The organism is Lachnoanaerobaculum sp. OBRC5-5 (assembly GCF_000296385.1).
GTDB lineage: Bacteria > Bacillota > Clostridia > Lachnospirales > Lachnospiraceae > Lachnoanaerobaculum.
Map to the genome: position 1 here is coordinate 1,060,868 of NZ_JH815185.1, position 25,371 is coordinate 1,086,238.

22 protein-coding genes are annotated in these 25,371 nt (G+C 36.4%); 2 read left to right on the forward strand and 20 right to left on the reverse strand.

Annotated elements, in window-relative coordinates:
- From HMPREF1135_RS14010 to HMPREF1135_RS04945, 6 genes are all read right to left on the reverse strand, one after another.
- Complete coding sequence (locus HMPREF1135_RS14010) at window positions 1-141, reverse strand: hypothetical protein (protein WP_007592648.1); 141 nt, start codon at window positions 139-141, stop codon at window positions 1-3.
- Window positions 138-1,340 carry a bifunctional folylpolyglutamate synthase/dihydrofolate synthase gene (locus HMPREF1135_RS04925; RefSeq protein ID WP_034242923.1) on the reverse strand — a complete coding sequence of 401 codons (1,203 nt, stop codon included), beginning with the start codon at window positions 1,338-1,340 and terminating at the stop codon, window positions 138-140. The genes HMPREF1135_RS14010 and HMPREF1135_RS04925 overlap by 4 nt, the downstream gene beginning before the upstream one ends.
- A gap of 1 nt (window position 1,341) precedes the next feature.
- Window positions 1,342-3,984, reverse strand: coding sequence for a valine--tRNA ligase (locus HMPREF1135_RS04930; protein WP_007592653.1), 2,643 nt, complete (start codon window positions 3,982-3,984; stop codon window positions 1,342-1,344).
- Window positions 3,985-3,995: 11 nt separating this feature from the next.
- On the reverse strand, window positions 3,996-4,814 hold the full coding sequence (locus HMPREF1135_RS04935) for a tetratricopeptide repeat protein (RefSeq protein WP_007592655.1): 819 nt from the start codon (window positions 4,812-4,814) through the stop codon (window positions 3,996-3,998).
- Entirely contained in the window at window positions 4,805-6,034 is a 1,230-nt protein-coding gene (locus tag HMPREF1135_RS04940; RefSeq protein WP_007592657.1) for a DUF5716 family protein, read from the reverse strand. The genes HMPREF1135_RS04935 and HMPREF1135_RS04940 overlap by 10 nt, the downstream gene beginning before the upstream one ends.
- Before the next feature lie 61 nt (window positions 6,035-6,095).
- Window positions 6,096-9,653: a DUF5717 family protein gene (locus HMPREF1135_RS04945; RefSeq protein ID WP_007592659.1), complete on the reverse strand. Its 3,558-nt coding sequence runs from the start codon at window positions 9,651-9,653 to the stop codon at window positions 6,096-6,098.
- A 177-nt stretch (window positions 9,654-9,830) separates the two neighbouring features.
- On the opposite strand from HMPREF1135_RS04945, the gene HMPREF1135_RS04950 reads away from it, so the two are divergent.
- Window positions 9,831-10,358: a DUF4364 family protein gene (locus tag HMPREF1135_RS04950; protein WP_007592661.1), complete on the forward strand. Its 528-nt coding sequence runs from the start codon at window positions 9,831-9,833 to the stop codon at window positions 10,356-10,358.
- A 24-nt stretch (window positions 10,359-10,382) separates the two neighbouring features.
- On the opposite strand, the gene HMPREF1135_RS04955 is transcribed toward HMPREF1135_RS04950, so the two are convergent.
- From HMPREF1135_RS04955 to ruvA, 14 genes are all read right to left on the reverse strand, one after another.
- Window positions 10,383-11,093: an ABC transporter ATP-binding protein gene (locus HMPREF1135_RS04955; protein ID WP_007592663.1), complete on the reverse strand. Its 711-nt coding sequence runs from the start codon at window positions 11,091-11,093 to the stop codon at window positions 10,383-10,385.
- 8 nt (window positions 11,094-11,101) lie between these two features.
- Window positions 11,102-11,854: an ABC transporter ATP-binding protein gene (locus tag HMPREF1135_RS04960; RefSeq protein WP_007592665.1), complete on the reverse strand. Its 753-nt coding sequence runs from the start codon at window positions 11,852-11,854 to the stop codon at window positions 11,102-11,104.
- Window positions 11,854-12,813 (reverse strand): branched-chain amino acid ABC transporter permease, encoded by a 960-nt coding sequence (locus HMPREF1135_RS04965; protein ID WP_007592668.1) that lies wholly within the window; start codon window positions 12,811-12,813, stop codon window positions 11,854-11,856. Before HMPREF1135_RS04965 ends, HMPREF1135_RS04960 begins: the two co-directional genes overlap by 1 nt.
- Window positions 12,814-12,820: 7 nt before the next feature.
- On the reverse strand, window positions 12,821-13,702 hold the full coding sequence (locus HMPREF1135_RS04970) for a branched-chain amino acid ABC transporter permease (protein ID WP_007592670.1): 882 nt from the start codon (window positions 13,700-13,702) through the stop codon (window positions 12,821-12,823).
- A 120-nt stretch (window positions 13,703-13,822) separates the two neighbouring features.
- Entirely contained in the window at window positions 13,823-15,004 is a 1,182-nt protein-coding gene (locus HMPREF1135_RS04975) for an ABC transporter substrate-binding protein (RefSeq protein ID WP_007592672.1), read from the reverse strand.
- A 198-nt stretch (window positions 15,005-15,202) separates the two neighbouring features.
- Window positions 15,203-16,594, reverse strand: a complete 1,392-nt coding sequence (gltA, locus tag HMPREF1135_RS04980; protein ID WP_007592674.1) for an NADPH-dependent glutamate synthase — start codon at window positions 16,592-16,594, stop codon at window positions 15,203-15,205.
- Window positions 16,594-17,487 carry a sulfide/dihydroorotate dehydrogenase-like FAD/NAD-binding protein gene (locus tag HMPREF1135_RS04985; protein ID WP_007592676.1) on the reverse strand — a complete coding sequence of 298 codons (894 nt, stop codon included), beginning with the start codon at window positions 17,485-17,487 and terminating at the stop codon, window positions 16,594-16,596. The genes gltA and HMPREF1135_RS04985 overlap by 1 nt, the downstream gene beginning before the upstream one ends.
- A gap of 139 nt (window positions 17,488-17,626) precedes the next feature.
- Window positions 17,627-18,652, reverse strand: a complete 1,026-nt coding sequence (locus tag HMPREF1135_RS04990) for a sugar kinase (protein WP_007592678.1) — start codon at window positions 18,650-18,652, stop codon at window positions 17,627-17,629.
- Between the two features lie 25 nt (window positions 18,653-18,677).
- Window positions 18,678-19,172 carry a dihydrofolate reductase gene (locus HMPREF1135_RS04995; protein ID WP_007592680.1) on the reverse strand — a complete coding sequence of 165 codons (495 nt, stop codon included), beginning with the start codon at window positions 19,170-19,172 and terminating at the stop codon, window positions 18,678-18,680.
- A gap of 1 nt (window position 19,173) precedes the next feature.
- Window positions 19,174-19,797 (reverse strand): hypothetical protein, encoded by a 624-nt coding sequence (locus HMPREF1135_RS05000; protein WP_007592682.1) that lies wholly within the window; start codon window positions 19,795-19,797, stop codon window positions 19,174-19,176.
- Window positions 19,784-20,230 carry an NUDIX hydrolase gene (locus HMPREF1135_RS05005; protein WP_007592685.1) on the reverse strand — a complete coding sequence of 149 codons (447 nt, stop codon included), beginning with the start codon at window positions 20,228-20,230 and terminating at the stop codon, window positions 19,784-19,786. The genes HMPREF1135_RS05000 and HMPREF1135_RS05005 overlap by 14 nt, the downstream gene beginning before the upstream one ends.
- Before the next feature lie 68 nt (window positions 20,231-20,298).
- Window positions 20,299-22,548, reverse strand: coding sequence for a U32 family peptidase (locus tag HMPREF1135_RS05010; RefSeq protein WP_007592687.1), 2,250 nt, complete (start codon window positions 22,546-22,548; stop codon window positions 20,299-20,301).
- Between the two features lie 2 nt (window positions 22,549-22,550).
- Window positions 22,551-23,549, reverse strand: a complete 999-nt coding sequence (gene ruvB / locus HMPREF1135_RS05015) for a Holliday junction branch migration DNA helicase RuvB (RefSeq protein ID WP_007592689.1) — start codon at window positions 23,547-23,549, stop codon at window positions 22,551-22,553.
- 24 nt (window positions 23,550-23,573) lie between these two features.
- Entirely contained in the window at window positions 23,574-24,164 is a 591-nt protein-coding gene (gene ruvA / locus HMPREF1135_RS05020; RefSeq protein ID WP_007592690.1) for a Holliday junction branch migration protein RuvA, read from the reverse strand.
- 123 nt (window positions 24,165-24,287) lie between these two features.
- Between ruvA and HMPREF1135_RS05025 the strand changes: the two genes are divergently transcribed.
- Window positions 24,288-25,361 (forward strand): ribonuclease H-like domain-containing protein, encoded by a 1,074-nt coding sequence (locus tag HMPREF1135_RS05025; protein ID WP_007592692.1) that lies wholly within the window; start codon window positions 24,288-24,290, stop codon window positions 25,359-25,361.
- Window positions 25,362-25,371: the final 10 nt, after the last annotated feature.

Consider the following 25,371-nt stretch of genomic DNA (forward strand, 5'->3'; position numbering starts at 1 on the left):
TCAGCCCTTTACTTGCTCTTTCAACAATTCCATCAAAATATCATTCATATCTGAAATATCACTTTTTGCTATAATATCCTCCACTGCGGAAATATCCGGTGAAGGCTTAAATTTTCTTAATTCTTCCTCAAAATCTATCATCTGTTTCCCTCTAATATCTCTCCCATTAAATATAATGAGCCAACACAAAACAAAATTTCATCATCAGCCTTTTCTTTTTTTGCTTCGTTAAAGGCCTCTATACTGCTATTATAGCAACTTATCTTTGACTGTCTTTTATTTTTTTCTAAAAGTATATTTAAGCTATTATAAAGCTCATCCGTAGAATTGCTTCTGTAAGAATTCATGGCTGTCAGATAGTATTTTTTTACCTCAAGCTTGGAAGTAATAATATCAAAAATCTTTTCCACCTCTTTATCCTTTACTACTGAGATCAAAAGCTTGATTTTCTTATTATTTACTTTTGCAAGCTTCATTGCATTTTCTGTAAACTCTATAATTGCCGGTTCATTATGTGCTCCGTCAATAATAATATCCTTTTCTATCTCTTCCATTCTTCCGTGCCATACAGTCTTTGTTAAAGCTTCATCTATATTATCTATAGTATTAAGCAGCTGCCCCGCTCCAAGTATAGCAAGTGCAGCCGCTTTCTTTTTGTACTTTACATATGTAAATTTCAGGCTTTCATAGTCAAAATCGGAAAGCGGTATTATTTTTGCCGCTTTAGCTTTTGCAAATTCTCTTATTATCTCATTTGCCTCTTCATTTGAGTCGTCGAAGATTACTGTGGAATTATGCTTAATAATACCGGCCTTTTCATAAGCAATTTCTTTTATACTGTTTCCGAGAAATTGCATATGGTCCATTCCTATACTTGTAATAATACTTAAAGTGTCCTCGAAAACATTTGTTACATCAAGTCGCCCACCCATTCCGGTTTCAAGTATTACATAATCCGGATTTGTTTTTGAAAAAAATACCGTTGCGATATAGAAGATATATTCAAAATATGTAGGAGACGTATCGGAATTACCAAGTTTTTCCCTTACGTATTTTGATATACTCTCAAGTTCTCTATCGCTTATAGGTGTCATATCAAGCAATATTCTTTCGTTTACTTCTATCAAATGTGGAGAGATAAATGTTCCCACCTTAATATGATTTTTTATAAGAATATTACTGAGATATGCACATACGGAGCCTTTCCCGTTGGTACCTGCCACATGTATTACTTTCGGCAGCTTTATACCCAGAATTTCAATATTCTTTCTTACTTCCGAAAGTGAATTCTTTTTCTTGGCCCACATGGGAATGCTCTCTATATATTCTTTTTCATTCATATCAGTCGGCTAATCTTGCAAGCTGCTCTCTTACCTGTGAAAGCATCTGCTCATAGTTTTCAAGCTTTTTCTTTTCTTCATCTATTTTTGCCTGTGGAGCCTTACTTACAAACTTCTCATTTGAAAGCATTCCTGTTGATCTTGCAACCTCTCCTATAAGCTTCTTTTCTTCTTTTTTCAGTCTTTCAACTTCTTTTTCAATATCTACAAGCTCTTTTAAAGGTAAACATATGGATGCATTCGGTATTGCAACTCTTACAGAGTCCTTCTCAACAGTACTGTCATCCGAATCTATTATAAGCTTATCAAGTCCTGCAAGCTGCTTAAAGAAATCTCCGGCACTTTCAAATGTATCTCTTATCTTTTCACTTTCACTTACGACAATTCCCTTTGCCTTATGTGAAGGAGGAACATTCATAGACGCTCTTACATTTCTTATTGCTCTTACGGCCTCTTTTATAAGCTCGGCTTTATTTTCATCATCCTCAAAATTGTATTCAGGATTTTCTGCAGGCCAAGGCTCAATCATTATACTCTTTACATCTTCATTTACGGTACAATAGATTTCCTCTGTGATAAAAGGCATAAACGGATGTAAAAGCTTTAGAATAGTATTTAAAACTTCTGTAAGTACTGCAAGCGCAGTATCTCGTGTTTCGTCTTCCTTATTCCAGAGTCTTACCTTTACCATTTCGATATACCAGTCACAGAACTCTTCCCATGCAAAGTCGTATATCTTTGAAAGTGCTATACCAAGCTCAAACTTATCAATATTTGTTGTAACTTCCTTTATAAGTTTGTTTGCCTTTGAAAGTATCCACTTATCTGAAAGCATAAGCTTTGAATTATCTATTTTACCCGGCTTGTCCTCACCTATGTTCATCATGATAAGTCTTGCGGCATTCCAGATCTTATTTGCAAAGTTTCTGGCACTTTCCACTCTCTCATAGTAGAATCTCATATCATTTCCGGGTGCATTTCCTGTAATAAGCATCATTCTGAGTGCATCCGCACCGTACTTGTCTATTACCTCAAGCGGATCGATACCGTTTCCGAGAGATTTACTCATCTTTCTACCCTCGGAATCTCTTACAAGTCCATGGATAAGAACCGTGTGGAAAGGTGATTTTCCGGTCTGCTCATAGCCTGAGAACACCATTCTTACTACCCAGAAGAAAATAATATCATAACCTGTTACAAGAACATCCGTAGGATAGAAATACTTCATTTCCTCAGTATCCTCAGGCCATCCGAGTGTTGAGAAAGGCCAAAGTGCTGATGAAAACCATGTATCCAAAGTATCCTCATCCTGTACAAGCTCATGGCATCCGCATTTCGGACAGCTTTCAGGTTTCTCTCCGGCAACAGTTATCTCACCGCATTTTTCACATGTATATGCAGGTATCTGATGTCCCCACCACAGCTGTCTTGAAATACACCAGTCTCTTATATTTTCAAGCCAATGCAAATATGTCTTTGCATAGCTTTCAGGTACAAACTTAAGTTCTCCTGTCTCAATCGCCTTTATAGCCGGCTTTGCCATCTCGTTCATAGCTACAAACCACTGCGGCTTTATAAGCGGCTCTACAACTGTCTTACATCTGTCATGTCTGCCTACATTGTGGCTGTGAGGAACCACCTTTACCAAGAGACCTGCTTCTTCAAGATCCTTTACTATAAGTTTTCTTGCCTCATATCTGTCAAGTCCGTCATACTTGCTTCCCGGCATATCAATAGTTGCATCATCATGCATTATATTGATTTCGCCCAGATTATGTCTCTTTCCTACCTCGAAGTCATTAGGGTCATGTGCAGGTGTTATCTTTACACATCCTGTTCCGAACTCTTTATCAACATATTCATCCGCTACTACAGGTATTTCTCTTCCTACAAGCGGTAAAACAAGCTTCTTACCTATAATATCCTTATATCTTTCATCCAAAGGATTTACCGCAACCGCAGTATCTCCAAGAAGTGTCTCAGGTCTTGTTGTAGCAATCTCGACAAATTTTCCTTCTTCTCCCACAACAGGATACTTTATATGCCAGAAATTGCCATCCATCTCAATATGTTCAACCTCGGCATCTGAAATGGATGTTTTACAAACAGGACACCAGTTTATAATCCTGTTACCCTTGTAAATATAGCCTTTTTCATACAATCTGAGGAAAACTTCCTTTACAGCCTTTTGTCCCTGTTCATCCATGGTAAATCTTTCTCTGTCCCAGTCTGCAGATGAACCAAGTCTTTGAAGCTGATTGATTATTCTTGTGCCGTAATCATTTCTCCATGCCCAAGCTTCCTTTAAAAATCCTTCTCTTCCAAGCTCGTGCTTATCCTTGCCCTCGGCTTTAAGCTTTTCAATAACTTTTACCTCTGTAGCAATAGCCGCATGGTCCGTTCCCGGCTGCCAAAGTGCCTCATATCCGGCCATTCTCTTATATCTTATCAGTATATCCTGCATGGTATTATCAAGTGCATGTCCCATATGCAACTGACCTGTGATATTCGGCGGCGGCATTATAATTGTAAAAGGCTTTTTATCCTTATTTACCTTTGCATGGAAGTACTTTTCTTCCAACCATTTTTTGTATATTCTGCCCTCTATTTTTTCGGGGCTGTATGTCTTTTCCAATTCTTTCATATCTACCTGCCTTATTTCATATTTCTGTAATCCGCTTTTAAATCAGCGATATAATCATCTAAAACTTTTTTCTTCCTTGCCGTATCTTCCGTCTCGAATATAGAATTTATATTCTTTATTCTTTCACTTTCTCCAACGCCTTCCAATGCTATATCAAAAGCTTTCTTTGCTTCGCCTGCCAAATCGGCTTTTAAGAGTTTACTCATTTCCTCATCATTTTCTTCTTCATATGATGCTGTAAATATTCTCTTAAGGAAATATATTTCTATCAAAATCACATCATCATTTGTGATTTCATATGACTTTTTCAGCGCATCCAAAGCCTCTTCATATAAAAAGAGATTTGCATAAATAACACCGAGATTATGATATACGCTTCCAATAAAACCGTTCTCAGCCTTTGTATCCATATCAAGGATTTCCAGATAGTACTTTTTTGCCAAATCATACTTTCCTATATAAAACATATAGTCCGCTCTTTGCTTGGCAACTTCATGTACCGCCATTTTCTTTATCTTTCCCATGACATTTCTGAAAATAATTGTCTCTGCATTATTGTACAGACTGCATGAATCAATGATATATACCAAAATATCCTCATCAGCCGTTCCGTTGGACATTTTCCTTTTCACATTATCGGCTAAGACTTCCAAATTCAACTCATTCCTTATAAATTCAACCAAGGTATCACTTACTATTCCCTCGGTGACTAAAATAGGATTCTCAAATATTATATAGCACAACTCTTCATAACTGTGTATATCAAGCGATAATACTTCTATATGGAAAGGCTTTTTTACTTTTAAGGCTTCACACAGTATCAATCCCATATATTTACCTCGATATTTCTCTTTACATCGGTAGGCGGATACATATCTCCAAAGCCTGCATCCTCTATTTCGACATTCATGATTTTATCGTCCAAAAATTTTGTTCTGAAATAAAATCTTCTGGTCTTTATAGGCCTTTTTGGTAGAAAGTCCAGTACAATAGGAATGTTTTTCTTGACCTTACCGTCAACTCCTACCACACTGATATCTATTACTTCTTTCTCATCCGGTATCATTAAAAGTTCGGTATCCGGTTCACCCCAAAAGTCTCCCGCCTTTGCAAGGTATATCTTTCCGTCTTTACCGTTGTTCTCCACATTTATATAAACATCCGACCTCAGTCTTCCTTCACAAAGTGCAGTTAAATTATATATGGAGTTCTCACTCGCAAGGTCAACACCTTTAAATGCCGCACCTTTTGCAAAAATATTTGTATCAAGATATACCTTACCTCTTGAACACAGATAACTTATAAATCCGTCTGCCCACTCATGTTCCGCAAATACCTGCCCTGTAAGAAAAATAGACGAAAATTTTTTCTTATCCATTACTTTCTCGGCAACTGAAGTCAAAATCTTATCTGCAAGCTTGGCTCCTGAAGGATTATTAAGTATCTGTAAGTTAAAAGCCTCATCCATATTTTCGGACTCCGCATTAACAAGCAGTTTCCTTGAATTTCTGTTTACAAGCATTTCATAGTATGTAAGACTTACATCCGAAAGATCGTACATTCCCACTTTATTGTTCCATATATCTTTTTTTAATGAAAGAACAAAATAGATAAAGCTTTCTTCCTTGCTTATTATATGTATATGGTTCGGTTGATATCCAAGCCCTACAAAGGCCTCCCTTATATCACCGACTATATCTTCTTCCAAACCTGCCATAGCTACAACTACTTCCTCAGGCTTTTCCTTATATAATTTTTCCATTCCGGCATTTATTATTTCTCTGAAGTAAATTTTTAATATTTCTTTTCCTTCATATCTTGTACCGTCAATGGTTGCTATACCGTCTTTTCTTGTCAATTTTAATAATTTATCGGTAATTATACCTTTTCCGTCCAATGCCAAAGCATAAGCATCTTCACCCACTACCCAGGCATCTTCACCCTTTTTTTTGCTTATAACAGTGGGGAAAATCAATGCTTCATCATCAGGGTAAAATATAAGATTTGTACTTATATCCGATAAAGCGATTCCAAGTACCTTCGGATTCATCGTATCTCCCATTTTATATAAATATCAAATGTAAATATAAAATTTACATTCCTTTCATTTTTTATATCAGTGTAAATAAATTAGCTACCAACTCGTCTTTATACACAAACTCGGTCAATTTTTCCTTAAGTTCTTTCTCTTTGTCTTTTGGCAGTTCCTCTATATCATTTATAAGAATAAACCTGCTCTCTCCGGCATTATCCGCTTTACTGAATTGAACACAGTCATTTACCGAAACTTTCATCTCTCCGTCTTCATCTTCAAGAATCTGATATTCCCATATCTCATCCGAAAAAATCTTCTTATATTTAACAAATATATTTTTATAGATATTGGGAAACTCCTCCTCAATAAAATCATCGTTTAAAGGAAAAATTCTTGACTTCAATATAACGGAATCTTTCTTTGCCTTGTATTCAACAAAAGTGGATTCCAGTATATCTCTTTCAACCGCTACAAACTTTGACAGATTTTTAAAATACGAAAATACCATTCCCATATCGCAAAGATTATTTACTATCTGCTCACATAATCTTGTCTGCTTAAAGTTAAGTTTATCCTTCTTTGAATAATATTTTGACAATGCCAGCATATAAATATTCGGGAATTCCTTTATATCGTCAACATCACTGAGTCCGTCTTCCAGATACTCAAATATATTGTCTTTTATATTTTCATCATTCATGAAGAATAAATCACTCTTTACAGTAAAATATGCTCTTATGATTATATCCGTAACTCTTTTTCTCTCAGTATAAATTCTAAAAGCCTCATCAAGATCTGCCGTCTGATTTGAGAAAAGCATCTGTATAAGCAATCTTTCTTCAAAATCATATGTCTCAATATTTTTTTCAACACATAACTTTAAACAATCAAACATATTTTGTGTTTTTCCGTTGTACACCTTTGCAATAAATTCCAAAGTTTTATCTGTGTACTTTTCATCCTTATAAAGATTAAAAGCCATCAAAGCAAGTATTTTATTTTGATTAAATGCTTCATCGTCAATCGCCTTAATAATTAGCTTAAGTAATTCATCTTTTTTGAAATTATCGACTCCGAAGAATTTGACTACATCTATTGCCTCTTTTACATTTCCGGTATTCATCAATGTATCACAATACATGAAAATATTGTCTTCATCCAGATTCATCTCAGCCGTCTTATAAAGAAGCTTAAAGTTAATCTCTTCTTCCCTTTCTGAAGCTTTCCATAAATGCTCAATAAGCTTTGATAAAAGAATATTTTTAAATCTTGAATCAATGTCTATTTCATCCAATACACCTTCTATTAAAGCTATATCTTCATCAGCGATTTCACTGCTTTTTGCAATCTTTCCAAGCATCAAAAGCCTGTGCATATCATGATTTTTATCCAACTCATAAGACCTGTCTATAAGATTTTGCATATGGAATATCTTATCTACTGTCATATTTTTGGAATAGTATCTGTTGCCCTCACAGTCCTCCGTAAGTATAATTGCATTTTCCGAATACAGTGCTACATAAGCCCTGTTATTTACAAGCTCATATTTCTTTTCGCCGTTCAGTTCCGGATATACAACAACTATAGAAGCCGCTTTATCTTCAGGCACTCTCACATCATATGAGTTCATCAAAAACGGAATGATTTTTGCCAATCTTTCATCTATATCATCATCCTCAAGAATTCCGGAATAGATATTTATAAGATGGTCATCCATCTTCAATTTCATAGCATTGTCAATGGTAAAAATCTTTATTCTCTTTATAAACTCTCTGTATATTTCACTGTTATGCGGATAAAACTCTACAATATTTTCAAATATCTTTACCTTAAAGTCATCCTCCATCGAGTTTATTCTTTCAAAATGCTTCAGCACAGATTCAGGTATAGGTAAATCATATTTTTCCGGAAGTGAGTAAACAAAATACTCATATATTCCTTCCACCGGCAATCCCTTTTCAATGCATCTTTCATACCATGCATTTACATACTTTTTTCTGACATTACCTTTTATAAAAATCTCACATATATCTGTAAGCAGTTCATTGCTCGGCAATGCATTGTATATTGAAAGCAGAATATTTAATATAGCTCCGTTGATTTTCTTTGTCTCTCTTACAACTGAGAGTATTTTTTCCGAAAGATTGACCGATATAAGATTATTTCTTATGCCGAAGCTGAGCGCCAACACTTCAAATCTCGTACAGCTTGTCAAAAGATGCGGATTTTTACAAAGTAAAAGAGCATATTCCATCATCAATATTTTTGACCTGTCACCAAGCTCAAAAGCCCTCTTTAAAAACTTCTGTCTTTCCGCCGGGTTGTCCGCCAGACTTTCATCAAGATTTAATACAAGCATAAACTCAATATTTGAATGATATTTCTTATATAAATCCTTGATAAGCTTTGTAAGGTCTCTCATCTTTTCGGCATCCGGATACATATATGTATCCAGGTATTCTAAAATCAAATACTCATCTCTAAGTTCATGCCTGTTTTCTTTTATTTTTGAATCCAGACTGTTGATAATAGACTTTGCCGTAGCCTTATCTCCCTGCATCAGGTATATTTCGGCCTTTAAAAGCTTTACCAAAAAACTCCTGTATGTACTTGCCTGTAATCTGTCAAGTACCGCAAGCATTTTAAATAAAATCTCATTTTTTTCGATTTTATCGTTGCAAAGTTCATGCTCAACTCTAAGCTTTATATAGGCAATCCACTGTTTTCTTTCAAATATTCTTGCTTCTCTTTGATATTCTTTTTCAAGATTTTTATTTATTACAACTTCGAGATATTTTTCATTTAAACCGTTACCAAACTTTATACTTGCAATATTTTTTCTGTCTTGCAAAAGCTCGGGATCTATAGTAAATCCAAGTTCAAAAGTATTATCTTCAAAGTTTTCGTTTTTGATTTTATCCGTATTTAATTTAATAAAACCTGCATTTGTTGATACATCAATATCAAGCAGTCCCCAGTTTTCTTTGTAAACTTTGACGGTATAAACTTTATCTTCTTCTACAGTATTTAAATAAAGCGAATCCGATTCAAGCAAAAAATCCACCGCTTCTTTATTTCCCACAGCCTGCAGGAAATTTTCAAGGTTTAATCTGAAGTTATTGCCCTTATTAAGTACTTCGTAAATCTTTTGATATCTCAGGTCCTTCATAAAACCCGACTTACAAAAGTCTTTATACATAAAAATAGCCAATGCAATATTTATGTCTTCCTTTGCAATGACCATAAAATCATCCACTGTCTTTAATGACTCCAGCACAAGTACAGTATCCGTATTTTTTATATAAAAAGTATAGGGTATATCTCTTTCTCCGGCATTTGTTACCAGAGTTATAATACCCTCTATTTTTTCTTCTCCGCTCAAATTTTTCGAGTTGATCTCAAGTACAACTTTGTTCTTTATTCCGCCAAAAGTTGCATCAACCACTCTTACTCTTATATTGTCGGAATACGCCACTCCCCTCAAAGGTACTTTATTGTCACTTCGTACCTCTATTTCAAAGCGAACAGCTTCATCCATCTTTATAGGCAGTTCTATATTATCCGGCTCACAGACCAATATAGGTAATTCTTCTTCAATAATCCCCTTTGCCAAACGATTGATTCGCTCTCTCATTTATACACCTCTTCCATAAACCATAACCTACATTTTATCATAAATAATAATGAATTTCTATATCTAATCGGCAGTTAGTAATCCACAGGCAACTGAATAAAATACCCGGTAATGTATTACACTTTACATAATATCCCATTTGTTGTAAAATCTTTATATTACACAGGAGGTCCGACGATGCTCTCAGAACCGATGACTTTATATAAGTTAATGATACTATATATGTTAAAACAAGTGAAATTTCCACTTACAAACTCAAATATATCCGACTTTTTTGTCAGTAAAGAATATACTACATATTTTATAGTCCAGCAGGCTCTTTCAGAGCTTCTGGAATCAAACTTGCTGAGTGTCGAGAATATAAACAACAATTCCAGATATGAAATGACAAAAGAAGGCAAGGAAGCCCTCTCTTTTTTTGAGAAACAGATTTCTCCGGCTATAATTACAGATATAAACGAGTTTATACAGACAAATAAATTCCGTATGAGAAACGAAGTTTCCACTACGGCAGAATATTATAAGCTTCCGGGAAATGATCTGATTGTACACTGTGAGGTTTTAGAAGGTAAAACCCCGCTTATAAATATCGAAATAAATTCACCTGATGAAGAACAGGCCAATATTATGAAAAACAATTGGCGCTCCTGCAGTCAGGATATTTATCAGTATATTATGAAAAGACTTCTCGGAGGCATGGAATAAAAAAGGACACTTATGTGTCCTTTTTTATTCCCCAAGATATGCTTTCTTTACACTGTCATCATCTATAAGTGTCTTTGCATCTCCGTCAAGAACTATATTTCCGGTTTCAAGAACATATGCTCTGTCGGCAATACTAAGCGCTTTCTTTGCATTTTGCTCAACCAAGAGTACCGTGGTACCGCTCTCATGGATTTCTCTTATAATATCAAATATCTCATTTACATAAAGCGGTGACAGACCCATTGAAGGCTCATCCATCAAAATAACTTTAGGATTACTCATAAGAGCTCTTCCCATTGCAAGCATCTGCTGCTCACCGCCTGAGAGTGTACCTGCAACCTGAGTCTTTCTCTCAAAAAGTCTTGGAAATCTCTTATAAATTTTATCAAGGCTCTCTTCAATTCCGGCCTTATCATTTCTTATATATGCGCCGAGTTTCAAATTTTCAATTACCGTCAAATCTCCGAAAACTCTTCTTCCCTCAGGCACATGTGCCATTCCGAGCTTAACAATATCATGTGCTTTGGTCCTCGTTATATCCTTGCCGTCAAACTCGATACTTCCTTCCTTTGCACTGAGAAGTCCTGTGACCGTGTGCAAAATAGAAGTTTTTCCTGCACCGTTTGCACCTATAAGAGCAACTATCTCACCTTGATTGACGCAAAAACTTGCACCCTTTACAGCCTTGATCATTCCATAGTTCACGACAAGATCTTTTACTTTTAATATTTCCATCGTTCCTCCTACTCTCCCAAATATGCTGTAATTACATCAGAATTATTAAGCACTTCACTCGGTGTTCCGCTTGCAAGCTCGGTACCGAAATTAAGTACCGTAAGCTTTTCACAAATTCCAGCCACCAGCTTCATATCATGTTCAATCAAGAGAATTGTAAGATTATACATATCCCTTATTTTTCTGATAGTTTCCATCAACTCTTCCGTCTCATTAGGATTCATACCTGCCGCCGGCTCATCAAGCAAAAGCAAAGAAGGACTTGTAGCAAGAGCTCTTGCTATCTCAAGCTTTCTCTGCTCACCGTAAGGAAGATTTCCCGACAGAACATCTTTCTTTGAGCCGAGTGAAAATACATCCAGTATCTCCAAAGCAAGAGCATCCATTTCCTTTTCCTTTTTGGAAAATCCGAACATATGAGTCATGGATGTAAGCAGAGGATATTTTACCTTTTCATGCAATGCCACTTTTACATTATCAAGAACCGACATATTTGAAAAAAGTCTTATATTCTGAAAGGTTCTTGCAATACCCATATTATTGATCTGTGTAGGTGTTTTTCCGTTTATAAGATTTCCGTCAAGTCGTATTGTACCTCCGGTCGGCTTATATACTCCTGTCAAGAGGTTAAAAACTGTAGTCTTTCCCGCACCGTTCGGTCCGATAAGACCGTATAACATTCCTTTTTCAATATTAAGATTAAAATTGTCTACCGCCTTTAATCCTCCGAATTGAATTCCAAGATTCTTACACTCCAGCATTAATCCTCCTTTCCAAGCTTTCTAAAGGTTTTATTCAGTGATAAATTAGCCTTAAACTTACTGTTATTAAATATCATCATCAAAATCAATACTATTGCATAGAGTAACATTCTCAAATTGTCCGCACCTCTTAAGAACTCAGGTAATACGGTAAGAATTATTGCGGATATTATTGAACCCGGAATATTTCCCATACCTCCGAGAACTACAAATACAAGTATCTCAATTGATTTATTATAGTCAAAAATATTAGGTTTTATAATGCCCACATTATGAGCATAAAGTGAACCTGCAAGTCCTGCAAAACCTGCAGCTATAACAAAAGCGCTTACCTTATACTTACTTATCTTTATTCCTATAGACTCCGCCGCAATATCATTGTCACGAATTGACTTTATCGCTCTTCCGTCTCTTGAATTTATAAGATTTGAAATCAGCACTATGCATATTACCATGATAATAAATACGACTGTAAAATTATTGTAATCGGAATATAAAGGAATCTTACTAAGTCCCTTTGATCCTCCGGTAAAATTAAGATAATTTATAACAGACTTTATTATCTCTCCAAATGCAAGTGTTACTATAGCCAAATAGTCACCTCTGAGTCTAAGTACAGGTACGCCTATCAAAAATCCGAAAACAGCCGCCAATATACAACCGCAAACCACGGCTATAAAAAATGACAGCGCCGGAGGTAAAAAGCTCGTATTGATGGAAATCAAAGCACTTGTATATGCTCCTATTGACATAAATCCTGCATGGCCCAATGAAAGCTCACCTAAAAATCCTGTTACAAGATTCAGTGAAACAGCCAACATTATGTTCACACAAATAGGAACTATCAAGGATTTATATTGTCTGCTGAGTATTCCCGAGTTTATCAAAACAAACACCAATACATAGGCCAGTAACATTACAGCTATATTAAATATAGTTTTTTTATTTAATATCTTCATACCACACCTATACCTTTACAATCTTCTTCTTGCCCAAAAGTCCTGAAGGTCTGAACAATAAAACGACAATCAAAACTCCGAAAACAATAGCATCTGCAAGCTCTGTTGAAATATATGCCTTAGACACACTTTCAATAAGTCCCAGAAGTATTCCACCAAGCATAGCTCCCGGTATACTTCCGATTCCTCCAAGAACCGCAGCCACAAACGCCTTGATACCAGGCAACGCTCCAAGTGTAGGCTTCATAGACTGGTACTGACTTATATACAAAATACCCGCTACAGCCGCAAGTGCCGAACCTATTGCGAAAGTCATCGATATGGTACTGTTTACATTAATACCCATAAGTTCCGCAGCTCCCTTATCCTCCGAAACGGCTCTCATTGCAGAACCCATCTTAGTCTTGTTTATAAACAATGTAAGTAAAATCATTGCAACAGCGGTAACTACCAATGTAACTAAAGTAATACTTGAAATTATTACCGGTCCTACCTTTATATTTTCGTTCGGAATCACAGATTGAAAAGGTATCGGTGTTGAACCGAATATCAACAAAGAACTGCTCTGTAAAAAGAAGCTCATACCTATTGCAGTGATAAGTACTGCCAAAGGCTGTGCTTTTCTAAGCGGCTTATACGCAATCTTTTCAATCAAAACGCCCAAAACGGAACATACAATAACAGTTAATAAAAGTGCTACCGGAACAGGTAAACCCAATACCGATATACTAAAATAAAGAGCATATGCTCCTACCATTATTATATCTCCATGAGCAAAATTTATCATTTTAGCTATACCGTATACCATTGTATAACCTATAGCTATCAATGCATAAATGCTTCCTGTCCTCAATCCGTTTATTAACTGTTCAATAAAGTTAATTAACATTTTTTTACCCCTCTTTACCTAAACTACGGAAAACTCCTACCTTACGTTAGAAGCTTTCCGAGGTCTATGTCAGAAAAAGAGGATGGGACAATAATCCCGTCCTCTTTAAAATTTCATAGATTAATCAAAAAGCTTATACTCTCCGTTTGTTATAGTAACAAACTTAGGCTCCTTGTTCGGCTCACCGTCGGCATTGAATGATACTTTACCTGTAATACCGTTTACCTCTATCTCGGTCATAGCCTTGATAAGGTCATCACTCTCAATGCTTCCTGCCTTCTCCATAGCCGCCTTGATTACATGAACAGTATCGTATCCGTCAGCTGCAAACTGGTCAGGTGTTGCCTTATATGCAGTCTCATACGCCTTTGTGAAATCTGCCGCAGAAGGATCTGAAGCCAAGAAAGGACTTAAGAATACCGCACCTTCAACAGCGCTTGGATCTGTAACCTGTCCTAAAACTCCGTCCCAACCGTCAGAACCTACAAATGCCGCATCGATACCCTGCTGCTTTGCCTGCTGTACAATATATGCTGCAGCTTCATAATATCCCGGTACAAATATAAGCTTAGCTCCTGAAGCCTTGATCTGTGTCAACTGAGTTGTAAAGTCCACATCATCATTTGTGAATGACTGCTCATTTACAAGTAAATCGGACTTTCCGGCTGTGTTAAGCTCCTCTTTGAAAGCCTCATATACTCCTGTTGAATACTCATCGGAGTTGTTGTAAAGAACAGCAACACTCTCATATCCCTGATCTACAACGAAATCTGCAATCATCTTTCCCTGAAGAGGATCTGTAAAGCAAAGTCTGAAAACATTTGGATTCTCAGTGATTGCCTTAGCTGAGCCTGAAGGTGTAATCTGTAAAATATTATCCTTTGCTGTTAAATCTGTAAGTGCAAGTGATGAACCACTTGTTACAGAGCCCATAAATACATTGATTCCGCTGTCCATAAGATTGTTATATGCGTTAACAGCCTTATCTTCTTTAGCTTCATCATCCTGGAAGTTAAGTGCAAGCTTATATGTCTTGTCTCCAACCTTTACTCCGCCTGCCGCATTGATCTCGTCAATAGCTATAGTAGCACCGTTCTTTACCGAGTTACCGTAAGATGCAGCACTACCTGTAAGCGGTCCTGTAGTTCCTATTGTAAATACGTCACCGTCAACTTTTGCAGCAGCTTCAGTCTCAGCCTTAGATCCTGAATCTGCAGCTTTATCCGAACCTGCGTTTCCACAAGCTGTCAATGCCAATCCGAATGTCAATGCCATTGCTGACAATAATACTCTTTTCTTCATAATGCCTCCATAAATTAAATTTTATAAAACTCATCTCATTATATTTATTTCATATAATTCTGTCAATAAACACATTTGAAATGCATATATATTTTTTTCATGGCAGGTATAACAAATAGATATAACAAAGCCTTTATAACCGTTATTTTTTACTAAATACGACTATAAAGGCTTCAATTAATTTATATTATTTTATATTTATTTTTCTGAGAGATACTCATGTATTCCTCTTGCTCCGGCTCTTCCGGCCTCCATAGCAAGAATAACCGTAGCGGCACCTGTTACGGCATCACCACCTGCGAAAACTCCCTTTCTTGAAGTTTGTCCTGTCTTTTCATCGGCTTCAATACATTTCCACTTATTGATATCAAGACCTTCTGTAGTTCTTGCGATAAGAGGATTAGGTGATGTACCGAGTGACATGATAACAGTATCGCAGTCGATAACGAACTCACTTCCCTTTACCTCTACAGGTCTTCTTCTACCGCTGGCATCAGGCTCTCCAAGTTCCATTCTGATAACTTTCATGCCCTTTACCCAACCCTTTTCATCTTCAAGGATCTCAACAGGGTTTGTCAAAATATCAAATATGATACCTTCCTGCTTTGCATGATGAACTTCTTCAGCTCTTGCAGGCAATTCGGCTTCACTTCTTCTATATATAACATGAACTTCGGCACCAAGTCTTAGGGCGGTTCTTGCAGCATCCATAGCCACGTTTCCACCACCTACAATACATACCTTTTTACTCTTTATAATAGGTGTGTGATAGTCGTCTCTGAAAGCCTTCATAAGGTTATTTCTTGTAAGATACTCGTTAGCCGAGAATACTCCGTTTGCGTTCTCACCCGGAATACCCATAAACATAGGAAGACCTGCGCCTGAACCTATAAATACGGCATCAAATCCCTCTTCTTCCAAAAGTTCATCTATTGTAACGGTTTTTCCGATGATAACGTCAGTCTCAATCTTTACGCCAAGGTCTATAACGTTTTGAATCTCAGGTAAAACAACTTCATCCTTAGGCAATCTGAACTCGGGAATTCCGTAAATCAAAACTCCGCCCGGCTCATGCAATGCTTCAAATATGGTAACTTCATATCCGAGTTTTGCAAGGTCGCCTGCACAGCTAAGTCCTGCAGGACCTGAACCGATTACAGCAACCCTCTTTCCGTTCTTATTCGGATTTGCCTTCGGCTTAATACCCATTTTTCTTGCAGTATCGGCCACATATCTCTCAAGCTTACCTATTGAAACAGCCTCACCTCTGTTTCCTCTGATACATACACCCTCACACTGTGTCTCCTGCGGACAAACTCTTCCACATACGGCAGGAAGTGAACTTGACTGTGCGATAACATCTGACGCACCTTCAATATCACCCTTTAATATTTCCTGTATAAAAGCCGGAATATTTATAGATACAGGACAACCCTGTATACATTTTGCATTCTTACAGTTGAAGCATCTTGCAGCCTCAGCCATTGCCTCTTCCTCAGTATATCCGAGGCATACTTCTTCAAAGTTTTTAGCTCTTACTTCAGGCTCCTGCTCAGCAACAGCAACTTTTTTCCACATATCCTGTGCCATTATTTGTCACCTCCACATACGCCACATCCGCCATGATGTGTTTCGCCTTCTACAATCTTCAAAAGTTCCTTACCTTCTTCCGTCTTATAGATCTGTAATCTTTGAAGTGCTTCGTTGAAATTAATCTTATGTGCGTCAAACTCAGGTCCGTCTACACATGCAAACTTAATTTCATCACCTACAGACAGTCTGCAGGCACCGCACATACCGGTACCGTCTACCATTATAGTGTTCATACTTGCTATAGTAGGTATACCGAGTTCTTTTGTAAGAAGTGATACAAATTTCATCATTATCATAGGACCGATAACTACACAGTGGTCATACTTCTTGCCTTCATTTTCAACAAGATCTTTTACCTTATCAGTTACAAGCCCTTTGAATCCGTAAGAACCGTCATCTGTACATACATATAAATTATCGGATACGGACTTAAGCTCATCCTCAAGTATTACAAAGTCTTTGCTCTTTGCACCTTGAACAACATCAGCCTTAATGCCTCTTTCAAACAGCCATTTAACCTGTGGATATACAGGTGCTGTTCCAAGTCCGCCGGCTACAAAAAGAATCTTCTTCTTTTTTAATTCCTCTATGTCCTCTCCTATAAGATCACTTGCATTTCCAAGCGGTCCTACAAAGTCCATAAACTCATCGCCTTCGTTGAGCTCATCTGCAATCAGTCTGGTTGAGCCGCCAATAACCTGAATAACTATAGTAACAGTTCCCGCTTCGCGGTCATAGTCACAGATTGTAAGCGGAATTCTCTCACCCTGCTTATCCTGCTTTACTATAACAAACTCTCCCGGAAGACATTTTGCTGCTACTCTCTTAGCCAAAACATCGAATAAATAAATGTTTTCAGCTAATTTTCTTTTCTTCACAATAGGAAACATATTGCTTATCCCTCCAAATAGATAAAATCTCAACTATAATATTAACATAAAAAAACAAAAAAAACAAACTAAATAAAAGCAATATATAAGAACAGTTCGTTATTTTTTTGGCTAATTTAACCTTAAATGTTATTTTTTGCTACCTGTTCATTTCAGACTTATAGCCGTCAGTCATATTATGATCCGCAATTATATTGTCGATATCATTCAGATTTGAAGAAGGCACATCACCCGGTATAGTGTTTTTTACGGCGGAATATGCATTGCCGTAAGCCAGCGCTTTTTCGCAGTCAAGTCTGTAATGTAAAAGTCCGTACAATGTTCCTGCAATATATGCATCTCCGCTTCCGATTCTGTCAACAACATCTATAGCCTTATAAGGTTTTTCCGTATAATACTTATCCTGATAAGCATTATAGATTACCGATCCGAAATCATGTACCTTCGGTAAATGCACTGTTCTTTGTGTAGATGCCACTATTGAGATAGGATACTCCTCGGTAAACGACTTCATAATTTCTCTTACATCTCCGGTCTTTCCGAAAGTGAGTCTGGCTGTATCCTCGGAGCAAAAGAATATATCCACAAACGGCAATATCTTTTCTATTGTCTCTCTTGCCTCATCACCGGACCAAAGATTGGCTCTGAAATTTACATCAAATGATATAATAGATCCGTTCTCTTTAAATTTCTTTATCATTTCTATTGCGGTTTCTCTTGACTTTTCACAAAGGGCCAATGTTATACCTGTTGTATGAAAACATGTGGTGGACTTATACATATCTTCCGAAAACTCATTTATACTTATACTTTCAAAGCATGAATTTTTTCTGTCATATATTACATTAGGCTTTCTCGGATATGCCCCGTTTTCATAGAAATATATCCCCACTCTGGCATCTTTATTCGAATCATATATTATATAATCGTCACTTATTCCATAAGATCTGACAGTATTCTTTATATATGCGCCCATCTCATGTGAAGGAAGCTTTGTTATAACTCCGGTTTTTAATCCGAGAAGTGAAGCGCCTACCGCAACATTTAACTCCGCACCTCCTACCTGTCTGATAAGTGTATCTCCTCTTACCAGTCTGTCATCTCTTACAGGTGAAAGTCTTAAAAGCGCCTGTCCCAAAGTCAATAAATCAAATTTCTTATCCATCTCTTTGCCTTTCAAAAAAACTTACCTAAACTCTTTTATACATTCTGAATGTATAAGGTATATCAAAATATGTCTCTTCCTCTGTTTCAAGCAAAAGACTCCATTCCTTATCAGCATCCAGATTCAAAAAATGTCTGTCAGCCGCATACTCATAGTCAATATATGTAACATGGGCGACATTGCAATAGGGCAAGAAATTTCTATAAACACTTTCTCCCCCTATAACAAAAACATTTTCATTATTAATATTATTTTCTTTAAGGTACTCCAAGCATGACTCCACACTGTTTACTACTGTTGCACCTTTTATTTTCAAGTTTTTATCTTTTGATAAAACTATATTTTCTCTTCCTGCAAGCGGCTGAGAACCGGGAAGTGACAATAATGTATTATGTCCCATTATTATCACCTTTCCTACAGTCTCCTCCCTGAAAAGTTTCATATCTTTGGGAATCGAAACCAAGAGCTTCCCCTTATTTCCGATTCCCCATTTTTTATCTACCGAAACAATTATATTCATTCTATTCCTCAGCTATAATAAGTTCCTTTGCATAAGGCAATGTCTCTATCCACTCACAAAAACTTCTCCACTCTTCAAGTTTATGATGTTTTCTTGATTTATAAATATTAATGAGAGTTTCATAGTTTAATGTACAGGTTCTCATTTGATTGTAGCTTGAAGGTAAAAGCTGTATAAGGTCATACCAAAGTGCCTTATCCTTAGTTTCCACATATTCAAGTCTGATTTTTTCCATTTCATCAACAATGCCTTTTAAAACTTTCAGACCGTTCTCAGTCAGATGATCATGTGAAAAATCTTCAATCTCAAAAGGTTTTGAATGAATCTTGTGCATTGTGGATGTGGAATTTGCAACTGTGGCAACCTTATATGTATCGTACTCTTTCCACCAATACATAGGTGCGGTTATATCAACGGAAAGCATTACCTGTCTTAAATACTTTCTGTGATCGCTTGTTCCGGCATTTCTAAGCCTTTTTGCAAGCGATAAATCATTCTCTCCTAAAATATATTGACCGTTTTCATCATAATAACTGTCCGATCTCGCCCATGAATTCATCGGATTTCTTGCGCCTCTTATGGCATTTTCCAAATTCATAACATAAACTCTGTTAAAATCTATCATCCCATCTCCCTTTTCTTTTTAATTCCATATACATATTATAGCCTCTCTCAAGCATCATTCTTTCATTTGAAAATTTCAAAAGATGAAAAGATTCATGGTATTTATAATACCCCGAATCTACAAAATATTCTTCTCGTTGCGGTCTTGAAAAATAGCTGTCGGTCTTCATCAAAAACCAATGTACTCTCTTATCAATAATCTCCGTACTTGTGTTAAATGTATAATGGCTGGTTCCTATAAATTGTACTATTTTAGCCTTTGCTCCGGTTTCCTCGTAAACCTCCCTCAGTGCAGTCTGTTCAAATGTTTCACCCGGTTCCACAGTTCCTTTCGGCAAAACCCATCCCTCATATTTATTTTTATAATTTTTAAACAAGGTCAATATCTTTCCACGATATATAACTACACCACCGCAGCTGGTTGCTTCTATCATTCCACACCTCCACTTTAGTGATAACTAAAAGAAGTATAAACCAATGCCGCGCTATAGTAAAGAACATATCACTCTATGCCTCTTTTTAGATGTCCTCTTGTAAAATCTGAAATATTTTCAACATCAATTCCATTAATAAAATAATCAAAGTATTTCCTTATAACAGCCTTTGTTTCTCTCACATTCTCTGTGGTAAACCAAAGTCTTAATGTTCCCGGTGCAATCTTTTTTATTTCTTTTTCCATTCCTATAACTGAAAGCGGCTTTGAATTAAGTATCGTGTTATAACAAAAATCACAGTGTGTTTTTACCTGCATCTCACTGTTTTTTCTGTCCTTTAATACAAGTACTTCCTTCTTATGGTCACATCCCTTTGTGGTTTTCTTTAAGCATTGTGCAGAAACCATCATAGGGATCTTTCCGTAAGCAACCATCTCATTTCCCGCATTTTCAAGCTGTTTCATCTCATTCAGATTCAGCTCCAAAGGATATGTAAGCCTCTTTACATTAAACTTTTCATTATAAAAGTCTATTGTATTCTTATTATAAGCATAGATATTGTAATCAAGTATAATGCTTGCCGAAGTGTCAATATTATCATTTATGTAAAATATCTCTTCCAGACTTCTGACTATATAATTATCAAATTTAAAATCTCTTATATTATTTAAATACTTGTTGAAAAACTTCTTTGCCTCATCTCTGAAAATATGCGGCAAATATAAGTTACAGTTGCTTGAATAAGACCTTAATGTATTTATTTTTTCAGTTATGCCTTCATATCCAAGCAGTTCACTCTCTATACTTATCTCATCAAGTACAATCCCCTCTTCCTTTGCAAATTGAATTGCACCGTCTATCTGCTCCATGCTCTCGCAAAGTATATTGAGCTTTACTCTATCGGATTCTTTTTTCTCGCCGCTTATAACCGGATGTATAAATCCTTCGTATTCCTTTATATCCGAATCATCTCTTGTATACCTTGTTAAAATTTTCTCTTCAAGCTTATCCAAGGCCTCTCTTCTTATCTCGTTTAAAGCCTTTAAAGGGATAAACAGATTATCATCCAGCTCTATACTTAAATTCTCAAAGTGAAATCTGCTGTTACCCGTCTTTTTTAGTTGTTTATCCACATCTTCCAAAGAAACAGCTTTGTTCTTTGCAGGCTGAGGTATATCACCGATAATTTCCACAGATAAAAACTTGTCAAATTCTTTATCTCTGCCATAGACCTCTTTTAAATTATCTATACTTACATCAAATGTTATAGGAGTATTTTCTTTTAATCTGATTGAGCCTGAAACGGAAAGTTGCTTTTTACCTTCAACAAAAGTCTTATCAAGATAATCAAAGTACTCCGAGTTCACCTGCTTATTAACAGGCTTTTCATGCAGAGCAATCATATCCTTACCGTTATGCTCCTTATAATAACCGTCGGTCTGTCCGCCTCTGTCAAAGAGGTCAAGCAAAAGCTTTCTGTCCGCCTTCTCAACCTTATATCCGGCTCTTCCTTTTTCATTATACAGATCCAAATACTTTCTCCATATACTTACCACACCTGCAGTATATCTTGGCGCTTTCATTCTTCCTTCAATTTTCAAAGAATCTATTCCCGCCTCGATAAGATCCGGCAAAATATCCAAACTGCAAAGGTCCTTACAGCTTAAAAGATTTCTTTCGTCGTTTTTATTAAGTTTTTTATCACCTTCATACACATCATAAGGCAGTCTGCAGGTTTGAGCACATCTTCCTCTGTTTCCGCTTCTTCCGCCTATCATTGAACTCATAAGGCATTGCCCTGAATATGAGTAGCAAAGCGCTCCATGTACAAAGCACTCTATTTCAATATCACTCTTTTTATCTATGTCTCTTATCTCTTCCAAAGATATCTCTCTGGCGGGAACTATTCTGCTTGCCCCCTGATTTTTTAAGAATATGGCTCCGTAGCTTCCCGTTATAGTCATCTGAGTACTGGCATGTACCGGTAACTTCGGAAAATGCTTCCTTATAAATTCAAAAACACCAAGATCCTGTACTATAACAGCATCAACACCTGCATTATAGTAAGTCTTTATATAATCAAAAAGTTCTCCGATTTCACTTTCCTTTAAAAGAGTGTTTACAGTCATATAGACATTTACTCCGAAAGTATGAGCGTATTCAATACCCTTTATTAAAATATCCTCTTCCGGATTATCGGCATATGCTCTGGCTGAAAACTTTTTTCCTCCTATATATACCGCATCCGCTCCTGCATTGACCGCCGCCACAAGACTCTCATACGAGCCTGCAGGAGCCAAAAGCTCTACATTATTCATTCTTAACCTTTCATTTCAATACCGAGATGGATATATGCATTCTCAGTAGCAACTCTTCCTCCCGGCGTTCTGTTTATAAGTCCGTTCATCAAAAGATAGGGCTCATATACATCTTCCAAAGTACCTGCATCCTCACCCAATGCCGCACTCAAAGTATTAAGTCCCACCGGACCTCCTCCAAACTTTTCTATAATAGTGAGTAAAATCATTCTGTCATTGTTATCAAGCCCAAGTTTGTCAACATCAAGGATATCCAGTGCATAATCCGCAACTTTTTTATCTATCATACCGTTATACTTTACCTGTGCAAAATCTCTAACACGCTTTAAAAGTCTGTTTGCAAGTCTTGGAGTACCTCTGCTTCTTCTTGCAATTTCCATGGCTCCGCTCTCATCTATTTCCACACCGAGAACCATGGATGAGCGCATTACAATCTCTTTCAACTCGTCTGTAGTATAAAATTCAAGCTTTTGTACCACACCGAATCTGTCTCTAAGCGGTGCCGTAAGCAGGCCCGCTCTTGTGGTTGCACCCACCAAAGTGAATCTGGGCAAATCCAGTCTGATACTTCTTGCTCCGGCTTCCTTACCTATTACAATGTCTATTGCAAAATCTTCCATTGCAGGATAAAGCACTTCTTCCACCTGGCGATTCAGCCTGTGTATCTCATCCACAAAAAGCACATCACCCTCATTCAGATTATTTAAAATCGCAGCCATATCTCCCGGCTTTTCAATTGCAGGGCCTGAGGTAACCTTTAAGTTTGTCCCCATCTCATTTGCAATGATATTACAAAGTGTAGTCTTTCCAAGTCCCGGAGGGCCGTAGAAAAGCACATGGTCAAGACTTTCTTTTCTAAGCTTTGCAGCATCTATATAAATTTTAAGGTTTTTTCTTATTTTATCCTGACCGATATATTCATTTAAAAATTGAGGTCTCAGACTTTTTTCTATCTGCTTATCTTCTTTTGTTATTTCAGTTGAAATTATTCTTCTTTCCATTTATATGCCCACTATATCTTATTCTTAGAATATCGCCATCTTTTTTAAAGCAATTTTCAGTATATCCTCTGTAGTATCGGATTCATTTATATCAATGCTTCTTAACACCTTATAAGCTTCACTGCTTGAATATCCCAAGGAAACCAAAGCTTCCACAACTTCACTTTGCACTCCGCCGTTTACAGGCTTTTCATTTTCTATGGATTTGATACTTTCAAGATCAACCTTCTCTTTTAAATCAAGAATTATTCTCTTCGCAATCTTAGGTCCTATACCTTGAGCCGCACTTATCGCCTTGTGATCATCGGAAACTATAGCCATCTTCAAGTCAAATGTACTTAAAGTCGACATTATACTGAGCGCAGCCTTCGGACCGACACCACTTATTCCTATAAGCTTTTTAAACATACTAAGGTCCGCTCTGTCTAAAAATCCGTATAATGTATGTGCATCCTCTGAAATCTTCAAATATGTATGTATAACAATATCTTTTCCCTTTGATATATTTTCCAGATCTCTACCGCAAACAAATACTTCATAACCCAAACCGGCACATTCCACTATTATATTGTCAATATTTTTCTCTACAACAATTCCTTTTATATATGCAATCATATCTCTTCCCAATATTTTAATCTCAAGACTATAATATCATATAGCAAGATTACAAATCAAACAAAATCGAACACACTTTCGCAAATTATTGATTAAAACATATGAGGATATTATAATACAGGTATGAAAGAAATAACAAAGATTTTTAAGAACAATATAAAATATGATTTATCAAAAATAGGAAATCCGGAAAAAGTACTTTTTTTTGATATAGAAACCACAGGACTGAGTCCGAAAAATTCAAAGCTTTATCTTATCGGCTGTATAAGTGTTGAAAAAGACAATTTAAACTTTAAGCAATGGTTTTCCGAAAATATGTCCGATGAAACGTCTATGTTACAGTCATTTTATGAGTATGCCGCAAAATTCGATACTTTGATTCATTTTAACGGAGACGGCTTTGACCTTCCTTATATAAGAGAATGTGCCAAGCAATACTATCTTTTCAATCCGCTTGATGAGTATGTAAGCATCGATATATACAAGAAAATAAGACATTTAAAGAAACCGCTCGGACTTGAAAGAATGAATCAGAAATCATTGGAGGAATTTCTGGGGCTGCATCGAGAGGATATCTATACCGGAGGCGAACTTATAGAATTTTACTACAGATATACACAAAATAAAGATTCGGATATTTTACATGCCCTGCTATTACATAACGAAGAAGATCTTTTGGGTATGTTAAAGGTTGTGGAGATGCTCTCTTACCCGGATTTTTTTGACTCAAACTTTACCGTCAAATCAGGACATGTAAATGATGATACACTGTTTTTAAACTACATCTGCAATGAAACTCTACCGCATGATTTGAAACTCACCGACGATATTTCATTATATATTTCAGGTAATAAAGCGGAAATAAGCATACCTATATTAAAAGATGAGTTGAAATTTTTCTTTGAAAATTACAAGGACTACTATTATCTCACAATTGAAGATTATGCCATACATAAAAGTATAGGAGAATTTGTAGACAAAGCGGTAAAGAAAAAAGCCACCAGACAAACCGCCTATATCAGGCAGTTTGCCGATTATATATACTGCTTTAATATGTCTGATATTGATGAAACATTTAAAAAAGATTACAAAGCAAAAGAAAAATATATAAATTTAGCAAAACTCGATTTTGATGACAAAGAGTTTTTCGGTAAATACTTGGTCGAAATATTCAAACATTTTAAACTATTAAAATAATAATTAGATT

Excerpts from the sequence above, each read along its gene's own strand:
- HMPREF1135_RS14010 (WP_007592648.1), bottom strand. The coding sequence starts at position 141 with ATGATAGATTTTGAGGAAGAATTAAGAAAATTTAAGCCTTCACCGGAT.
- HMPREF1135_RS04925 (WP_034242923.1), bottom strand. The coding sequence starts at position 1,340 with ATGAATGAAAAAGAATATATAGAGAGCATTCCCATGTGGGCCAAGAAA.
- HMPREF1135_RS04930 (WP_007592653.1), bottom strand. The coding sequence starts at position 3,984 with ATGAAAGAATTGGAAAAGACATACAGCCCCGAAAAAATAGAGGGCAGA.
- HMPREF1135_RS04935 (WP_007592655.1), bottom strand. The coding sequence starts at position 4,814 with ATGGGATTGATACTGTGTGAAGCCTTAAAAGTAAAAAAGCCTTTCCAT.
- HMPREF1135_RS04940 (WP_007592657.1), bottom strand. The coding sequence starts at position 6,034 with ATGAATCCGAAGGTACTTGGAATCGCTTTATCGGATATAAGTACAAAT.
- HMPREF1135_RS04945 (WP_007592659.1), bottom strand. The coding sequence starts at position 9,653 with ATGAGAGAGCGAATCAATCGTTTGGCAAAGGGGATTATTGAAGAAGAA.
- HMPREF1135_RS04950 (WP_007592661.1), top strand. The coding sequence starts at position 9,831 with ATGCTCTCAGAACCGATGACTTTATATAAGTTAATGATACTATATATG.
- HMPREF1135_RS04955 (WP_007592663.1), bottom strand. The coding sequence starts at position 11,093 with ATGGAAATATTAAAAGTAAAAGATCTTGTCGTGAACTATGGAATGATC.
- HMPREF1135_RS04960 (WP_007592665.1), bottom strand. The coding sequence starts at position 11,854 with ATGCTGGAGTGTAAGAATCTTGGAATTCAATTCGGAGGATTAAAGGCG.
- HMPREF1135_RS04965 (WP_007592668.1), bottom strand. The coding sequence starts at position 12,813 with ATGAAGATATTAAATAAAAAAACTATATTTAATATAGCTGTAATGTTA.
- HMPREF1135_RS04970 (WP_007592670.1), bottom strand. The coding sequence starts at position 13,702 with ATGTTAATTAACTTTATTGAACAGTTAATAAACGGATTGAGGACAGGA.
- HMPREF1135_RS04975 (WP_007592672.1), bottom strand. The coding sequence starts at position 15,004 with ATGAAGAAAAGAGTATTATTGTCAGCAATGGCATTGACATTCGGATTG.
- gltA (WP_007592674.1), bottom strand. The coding sequence starts at position 16,594 with ATGGCACAGGATATGTGGAAAAAAGTTGCTGTTGCTGAGCAGGAGCCT.
- HMPREF1135_RS04985 (WP_007592676.1), bottom strand. The coding sequence starts at position 17,487 with ATGTTTCCTATTGTGAAGAAAAGAAAATTAGCTGAAAACATTTATTTA.
- HMPREF1135_RS04990 (WP_007592678.1), bottom strand. The coding sequence starts at position 18,652 with ATGGATAAGAAATTTGATTTATTGACTTTGGGACAGGCGCTTTTAAGA.
- HMPREF1135_RS04995 (WP_007592680.1), bottom strand. The coding sequence starts at position 19,172 with ATGAATATAATTGTTTCGGTAGATAAAAAATGGGGAATCGGAAATAAG.
- HMPREF1135_RS05000 (WP_007592682.1), bottom strand. The coding sequence starts at position 19,797 with ATGATAGATTTTAACAGAGTTTATGTTATGAATTTGGAAAATGCCATA.
- HMPREF1135_RS05005 (WP_007592685.1), bottom strand. The coding sequence starts at position 20,230 with ATGATAGAAGCAACCAGCTGCGGTGGTGTAGTTATATATCGTGGAAAG.
- HMPREF1135_RS05010 (WP_007592687.1), bottom strand. The coding sequence starts at position 22,548 with ATGAATAATGTAGAGCTTTTGGCTCCTGCAGGCTCGTATGAGAGTCTT.
- ruvB (WP_007592689.1), bottom strand. The coding sequence starts at position 23,549 with ATGGAAAGAAGAATAATTTCAACTGAAATAACAAAAGAAGATAAGCAG.
- ruvA (WP_007592690.1), bottom strand. The coding sequence starts at position 24,164 with ATGATTGCATATATAAAAGGAATTGTTGTAGAGAAAAATATTGACAAT.
- HMPREF1135_RS05025 (WP_007592692.1), top strand. The coding sequence starts at position 24,288 with ATGAAAGAAATAACAAAGATTTTTAAGAACAATATAAAATATGATTTA.